We start from the raw sequence: 8452 nt of genomic DNA, 5'->3' as shown, positions 1-8452 counted from the left end.
TCTTAATTTCGATGGAAAATGAACTGGTTTTTACTACTGCACAGATACCAGCTTCATCAGTATCTGTATTGTTCATTTCAGAAACTTTAACAGCTGCAAAAGAAGGTTGAACTACCTGCGGTTCTCTTGGTATTAATGCCAGGGATTCATTGCGAATTACTCTTAGCCAGTAATAGTATTGACCTGGTTTAATTCCATTCTCGCTGCACCATTCTCGTACTGGCATACCACTATTCCTACATCCAGAGATAATTTCACGCCATTCCTGAACCTTAACCTGATGGCTTACAGATCTCATATCCATATAGATCCCTCCTAAGACTTTTAAAGTGTTTGTAACACTTGTAAACACTTTAAAAGTGTTCACAAGTCTACTTTATTATCTCATTTAGGCATCACTTAGAAAATCCATCAATTATTATACGCTTACGTTCTATTAAAAGTTTACTCTACATATTCCCAAATATAACCTAGATATGACTTTACATTCTACTGTAGTTCTATTAAAAGCTGTAGGACTGATTGACAGCATAGAAGGGACTTTATCCAACTTTACATTCTACTGTAGTTCTATTAAAAGGTAGGACTGATTGACAGCATAGAAGGGACTTTATCCAACTTTACATTCTACTGTAGTTCTATTAAAAGTTTGATTTACAATGTTTTACAGTTACGCTGTTTTGCTTTACATTCTACTGTAGTTCTATTAAAAGTATCACACTGATAACCTGTCATGTCATATAAGGGTCTTTACATTCTACTGTAGTTCTATTAAAAGACTTCCACTAAATCATCTAATAATATCTTTAACTTCTTTACATTCTACTGTAGTTCTATTAAAAGTATAAATCATTAACTTCTGTTGTTAAGTGTGATATGCTTTACATTCTACTGTAGTTCTATTAAAAGGAAGATAAAGCAAGCCAGTTGCACCTCGATGCTGTCTTTACATTCTACTGTAGTTCTATTAAAAGACTGTCACACTGATAACCTGTCATGTCATATAAGGGTCTTTACATTCTACTGTAGTTCTATTAAAAGACAGCATCGAGGCATAGTTGGCTCGCTTTGTCTTCCCTTTACATTCTACTGTAGTTCTATTAAAAGAAATGGTATCTTCCATATTGTAGCCACCAATACTGCTTTACATTCTACTGTAGTTCTATTAAAAGTCGTCCTTTGTGATATCTTCAATTTGTTTGAGATACTTTACATTCTACTGTAGTTCTATTAAAAGATATAACGATTGCTTGATTTATGATTATATGTTTATCTTTACATTCTACTGTAGTTCTATTAAAAGGCATAAAATAATGATCAATGAACGTAAAGAAGTTATTCTTTACATTCTACTGTAGTTCTATTAAAAGCAATAGGCAATAACGGCTTTAGAACAGTAGAGGGAACCTTTACATTCTACTGTAGTTCTATTAAAAGTAGGACTGATTGACAGCATAGAAGGGACTTTATCCAACTTTACATTCTACTGTAGTTCTATTAAAAGCCAACAGCAGACAAATGTAAATAAAAACCAATTAAAACTTTACATTCTACTGTAGTTCTATTAAAAGTGTTTACTATATCCATTAAAGAAGTAAGGGCTTCAGCCTTTACATTCTACTGTAGTTCTATTAAAAGCTGGATTCTCGTATATGTTGCCGATAACTTTTGACCTCTTTACATTCTACTGTAGTTCTATTAAAAGGAAGAAATATAATGACGTTCGACATTGGAGTTACTGACTTTACATTCTACTGTAGTTCTATTAAAAGATAATAGATTATTTTGCGGGCAAAAGTAGAGTGCTTTACATTCTACTGTAGTTCTATTAAAAGAATCAATTTTGGTACATATAATGTATATTATGTGTACTTTACATTCTACTGTAGTTCTATTAAAAGTATCAATTCCTAGACTATTGAAATATATTTTATCATCCTTTACATTCTACTGTAGTTCTATTAAAAGACTTCGTATACCTCGCCTATGTGATTAGTCTTTTTTACCTTTACATTCTACTGTAGTTCTATTAAAAGGTTTGCAGTTGTCATTTGATACACGCTCCTTTTAATCTTTACATTCTACTGTAGTTCTATTAAAAGGCCTAGAGAGTTTAAATCCTACTCTAAAGAGCGCACTTTACATTCTACTGTAGTTCTATTAAAAGTGTAAGTTGTCAAGTTTTCCATCTCCTAAATGTTTCTTTACATTCTACTGTAGTTCTATTAAAAGAGATAGAAAAGGCGTAATGTAAATATATTTGTTTTGCTTTACATTCTACTGTAGTTCTATTAAAAGATACTGATGAGGATTAAATATCCGAAACTAGCCAATCTTTACATTCTACTGTAGTTCTATTAAAAGTTCACCTCCTCGTTTTAGATTATTTAAAAAGCTTTTCACTTTACATTCTACTGTAGTTCTATTAAAAGAATAAAAGTATTAACGTTATATTTACTCTCAGCATACTTTACATTCTACTGTAGTTCTATTAAAAGTACTGATGAGGATTAAATATCCGAAACTAGCCTATCTTTACATTCTACTGTAGTTCTATTAAAAGTAGATATATTGACAAGATTTAGAACATGTAAGGCGGCTTTACATTCTACTGTAGTTCTATTAAAAGAATCTAAGGCAACTCAGAGAATAGACCCTGTAATATCCTTTACATTCTACTGTAGTTCTATTAAAAGAGATGCAATGCAATCACAAAGTCAAGTGCTAACAAGCTTTACATTCTACTGTAGTTCTATTAAAAGACGTTTGCAGTTGTCATTTGATACACGCTCCTTTTAATCTTTACATTCTACTGTAGTTCTATTAAAAGATGGCATGGCTAGAGACTGGTAAACAGCCTTACAAGGACTTTACATTCTACTGTAGTTCTATTAAAAGGTACAATAGTTGGTATAGCTATCGGTAAGTTATTCCACTTTACATTCTACTGTAGTTCTATTAAAAGTATGAACAAGGTATGTCACCAAATGTAGTTGAAGAAACTTTACATTCTACTGTAGTTCTATTAAAAGCTACTACTTACCTGTTTTTAAATTGAACTTAAAGTTCTTTACATTCTACTGTAGTTCTATTAAAAGCTTAACGTTTCCGTTCTATACTCCCTCATTATTTCTTTCTTTACATTCTACTGTAGTTCTATTAAAAGAAGACTTCTTCTAGTACATTGCCTTTATGTCTTACGTACTTTACATTCTACTGTAGTTCTATTAAAAGGTAAGCGTTGAAATTTGAAATAACAGGGAAAAAAAACTTTACATTCTACTGTAGTTCTATTAAAAGAGGAAAGCACTAGATAAGGAAGAAGAAAAGAAACGACTTTACATTCTACTGTAGTTCTATTAAAAGTCTTTCAGTTTTAAAATTGTAACGTGCCCATTCTCTCTTTACATTCTACTGTAGTTCTATTAAAAGCAGACTACAAATGGACTGCAACTATTACTTAGGGAACTTTACATTCTACTGTAGTTCTATTAAAAGGGTGACACACCCCCCTGTTGTTTTTTTTCGCGTAATGCTTTACATTCTACTGTAGTTCTATTAAAAGCAAACCCTGTCGTATAGGCATTATCGATGTATCATCCTTTACATTCTACTGTAGTTCTATTAAAAGAATTTTATACATGGCCCAATTTTGAAAATCAGTGAACTTTACATTCTACTGTAGTTCTATTAAAAGGCAATATTAAGGGTATAGAGTCTTTTGGCGTTCTCGCTTTACATTCTACTGTAGTTCTATTAAAAGTATTTTTTCACTCATTACGCCAAGTGATACCTCATACTTTACATTCTACTGTAGTTCTATTAAAAGACATTAGTTTTAATTCTTTTTACTTCACTTAGAAACTTTACATTCTACTGTAGTTCTATTAAAAGTTAGTAGTGTTTTATCATAAGGTTTTTTATTTTGAAACTTTACATTCTACTGTAGTTCTATTAAAAGTAATTCAACTTCCATTTGATTTTCTTTGTTACAATACTTTACATTCTACTGTAGTTCTATTAAAAGATCTATTATTAGAAAATAAGAATTCAAAATCAGCAACCTTTACATTCTACTGTAGTTCTATTAAAAGTATATCATCTATCTTCCTTTTTTCTTTTGTAGACTCCTTTACATTCTACTGTAGTTCTATTAAAAGTAGATGTTTTATAATTACTTAGTAATAGTAAACTTACTTTACATTCTACTGTAGTTCTATTAAAAGAAAGTATCTTAGCGATTTAAAGAGAAGTCTTAATTTTCTTTACATTCTACTGTAGTTCTATTAAAAGAGTGCCAATATAGATGGTAAAGGGGTGCTTGTTGGGTCTTTACATTCTACTGTAGTTCTATTAAAAGTTATATGTGCAAATATATTTGCATGTTATGACTAATCTTTACATTCTACTGTAGTTCTATTAAAAGAAACTTAACAAGGAATATGACCTTAAAAAAAATCTTTCTTTACATTCTACTGTAGTTCTATTAAAAGTAAGCCTATTCCTGCGACTTTAGAAACAGCGAAGAAACTTTACATTCTACTGTAGTTCTATTAAAAGTAACGTTTCCGTTCTATACTCCCTCATTATTTCTTTCTTTACATTCTACTGTAGTTCTATTAAAAGGCAAATTGATTTATAATTATATTAACTTGGTTATAATTCTTTACATTCTACTGTAGTTCTATTAAAAGGCCTACAATTGATACAGTTGTAGAAGATATAGCGACCTTTACATTCTACTGTAGTTCTATTAAAAGCAGTAACTCCAATGTCGAACGTCATTATATTTCTTCCTTTACATTCTACTGTAGTTCTATTAAAAGTATTCAATACTACCATCATGTAAGTAGCAACAGCTATCTTTACATTCTACTGTAGTTCTATTAAAAGTGATGAAGTGTTTTTACTTTCAATTTCAATTGTATCTTTACATTCTACTGTAGTTCTATTAAAAGTACAGAAATAGTTGATGCAAGAAATAGTATAGTTAACTTTACATTCTACTGTAGTTCTATTAAAAGCCCCCAATGCCCCATATATCCAAAAGATTTTTTTTACTTTACATTCTACTGTAGTTCTATTAAAAGTAAATAACTATATAATCTACTCCAATATCAGTATCAGCCTTTACATTCTACTGTAGTTCTATTAAAAGGTTATTTTCATATTCCTTTTTGTAATAACCTCATCTATCTTTACATTCTACTGTAGTTCTATTAAAAGAGTCCACAATTTGGACATACCTCAATAGTAATTTGTTTCTTTACATTCTACTGTAGTTCTATTAAAAGGAAATTGAAAGGGCAAGAAGATTTCTAGTTCAATGTCTTTACATTCTACTGTAGTTCTATTAAAAGTTATCTCTTCTAGTAATGAATATGTTGACTCTCTACTTTACATTCTACTGTAGTTCTATTAAAAGGCTCTAGCTCTACCATGCTTAACTGCAACGTCACTATCTTTACATTCTACTGTAGTTCTATTAAAAGCCTAAATTATATCAGTGGTTGACCTCCGATTGACGTCTTTACATTCTACTGTAGTTCTATTAAAAGGACTGATATTTATAGCAACAAAAGCTTCACCAAATACCTTTACATTCTACTGTAGTTCTATTAAAAGATTTTTCTTAGCACTGGGCATACTATATAAATAAACCTTTACATTCTACTGTAGTTCTATTAAAAGGTTCTCAAGAATTACTCTTTCATTTAATCCTTCTAGCTTTACATTCTACTGTAGTTCTATTAAAAGTATGCCATCCCTTAAAACATTCATCACTCAACCTCCCTTTACATTCTACTGTAGTTCTATTAAAAGAGCTGCATACCACACTCTTTATACCTCGCTTTCTAACTTTACATTCTACTGTAGTTCTATTAAAAGTTTACGGGCAGCAATATAAATAGACCAGCTCTAGAACTTTACATTCTACTGTAGTTCTATTAAAAGATACCATGCTCGTTAGGCTTGTTTGCTTCTACTACTATCTTTACATTCTACTGTAGTTCTATTAAAAGGAAATAAGCTGTATGTACCTTATGCGAGAAAACAACTTTACATTCTACTGTAGTTCTATTAAAAGAATATAATTTCTATTAATATCATAGAAAACATGAGACTTTACATTCTACTGTAGTTCTATTAAAAGTATGTCTTATATCTAAAACTCATAGTTGCGTTATCTTCTTTACATTCTACTGTAGTTCTATTAAAAGAAGGAAAGTCTTATTAACTACTGTAAAGCCAAAGGACTTTACATTCTACTGTAGTTCTATTAAAAGCTCTGAGTCTTATTTCAGTAACACCCATATCATCACTTTACATTCTACTGTAGTTCTATTAAAAGTATACTAGCTTTTGTTGCAGCTCCACCAAGGCCAACAACCTTTACATTCTACTGTAGTTCTATTAAAAGTCATGCCAGTAATATTTGCAAGCCTTGCTAAAGAAGTAGCTTTACATTCTACTGTAGTTCTATTAAAAGTAAAAACTTGTATCAACCCTTTTTCAACTAAAGTTCTTTACATTCTACTGTAGTTCTATTAAAAGTGTTTCATCTTCTGACTTGTGTTTTAAACCATTACCCACTTTACATTCTACTGTAGTTCTATTAAAAGTTGACCAATGTTATCTAATTCAGTAGCTCCATCTAACTTTACATTCTACTGTAGTTCTATTAAAAGGAAACGACCATGAAATTTCAGCTGTGAGATATGCATCTTTACATTCTACTGTAGTTCTATTAAAAGGTTGTAAATATAATTCATCCTCATTCTCCCTTTCTATCTTTACATTCTACTGTAGTTCTATTAAAAGCCTGCAATCTTGCTTTACATTTGTACCTAGATATTTCTTTACATTCTACTGTAGTTCTATTAAAAGTTGCTGTATCAAAATTAATTTTTAAAGTTCCACCACCTTTACATTCTACTGTAGTTCTATTAAAAGCTACTAAAAAATCATGTTCAGAATGCTGTAGTACAAGCTTTACATTCTACTGTAGTTCTATTAAAAGATTATAAGAATGTAAGCGAAAAAGAGTGCAAGTATAGCTTTACATTCTACTGTAGTTCTATTAAAAGGATTGGTCAAGGTGCTGGGAGTAATTACGGTACTTACTTTACATTCTACTGTAGTTCTATTAAAAGGATGAAGTGTGAGATAATATTATTAAGCACTATTCATGCTTTACATTCTACTGTAGTTCTATTAAAAGTATCTGTTATTAATTTTTCAACACTTTTTATTTCAGACTTTACATTCTACTGTAGTTCTATTAAAAGTATAATAGCTGAACTAATAGAATATGCTAAAAACCACTTTACATTCTACTGTAGTTCTATTAAAAGACTTACTAAAGACACGTTTTTCTTTAAATATCCAACTTTACATTCTACTGTAGTTCTATTAAAAGCTATCATATTAGATGTTTTTGAGAGGTCAATTAGCAACTTTACATTCTACTGTAGTTCTATTAAAAGCAACGTATTTAGTAACAACAATGCAGCTTCAATTAACTTTACATTCTACTGTAGTTCTATTAAAAGCAATGATTGTATTTTGTGCATTCGAGCAAATGCAAACTTTACATTCTACTGTAGTTCTATTAAAAGTCTCCTTGTTCTTTTTCCCACTTTCCTATTAACTCCCTTTACATTCTACTGTAGTTCTATTAAAAGAATTGAGAGTTATTAAGGAGGTATAAGATTATGAAACCTTTACATTCTACTGTAGTTCTATTAAAAGGAGCGCTCTGTAGAGTTTAGGTATATATCTTTATCTCCTTTACATTCTACTGTAGTTCTATTAAAAGAAAATTAAGCGTTAACGCCTTGATTAGTTATTCTATCTTTACATTCTACTGTAGTTCTATTAAAAGCTTAAGGACTTCTTCATGAATTTTTTCTTCTTCCTTCTTTACATTCTACTGTAGTTCTATTAAAAGCTTTTTTATCTGAACGCTCAGTTACAAAACCTTCCTCCTTTACATTCTACTGTAGTTCTATTAAAAGTTACAACAATACTGATTGCTAAATTTACAGTTAGGCTTTACATTCTACTGTAGTTCTATTAAAAGGATGTAAGTTGTCTTACTCCCCTGCTTGCTAAAATATCTTTACATTCTACTGTAGTTCTATTAAAAGTATTCATTCTGATGGGAAACTAGCAAATATGATAACTTTACATTCTACTGTAGTTCTATTAAAAGGATGCTAGATAGTCTTTATATTCCTTTTGTTTCTTCTTTACATTCTACTGTAGTTCTATTAAAAGTAATTCACCTGTACCAGAACCAAGACTCTTTTCAGCCCTTTACATTCTACTGTAGTTCTATTAAAAGAAGTATATGAATGTGATGAATATTCAGCTATGACAAACTTTACATTCTACTGTAGTTCTATTAAAAGAATGAAGTAATAGCATTTACAACAGCTTAATAGGCCTT

Annotated in this window: 1 protein-coding gene and 1 CRISPR repeat array; the gene reads right to left on the bottom strand. The window is 30.3% G+C overall.

Going from position 1 to position 8452, the window contains the following annotated elements:
* Window positions 1-298, bottom strand: a 298-nt coding sequence (gene tnpA / locus HNR33_RS06665) for an IS66 family insertion sequence element accessory protein TnpA (protein WP_429081492.1), incomplete at its 3' end; no start/stop codon positions are given.
* Between the two features lie 182 nt (window positions 299-480).
* Window positions 481-8414: a CRISPR direct-repeat array (repeat unit 30 nt; unit sequence CTTTACATTCTACTGTAGTTCTATTAAAAG).
* Window positions 8415-8452 lie beyond the last annotated feature (38 nt).

This window comes from Brassicibacter mesophilus, assembly GCF_050433385.1.
GTDB classification, from domain to species: domain Bacteria; phylum Bacillota; class Clostridia; order Tissierellales; family Proteiniboraceae; genus Brassicibacter; species Brassicibacter mesophilus.
The sequence above is the reverse complement of the archived record's forward strand: the minus strand, read 5'-3'. Positions and strand labels throughout refer to the sequence as shown.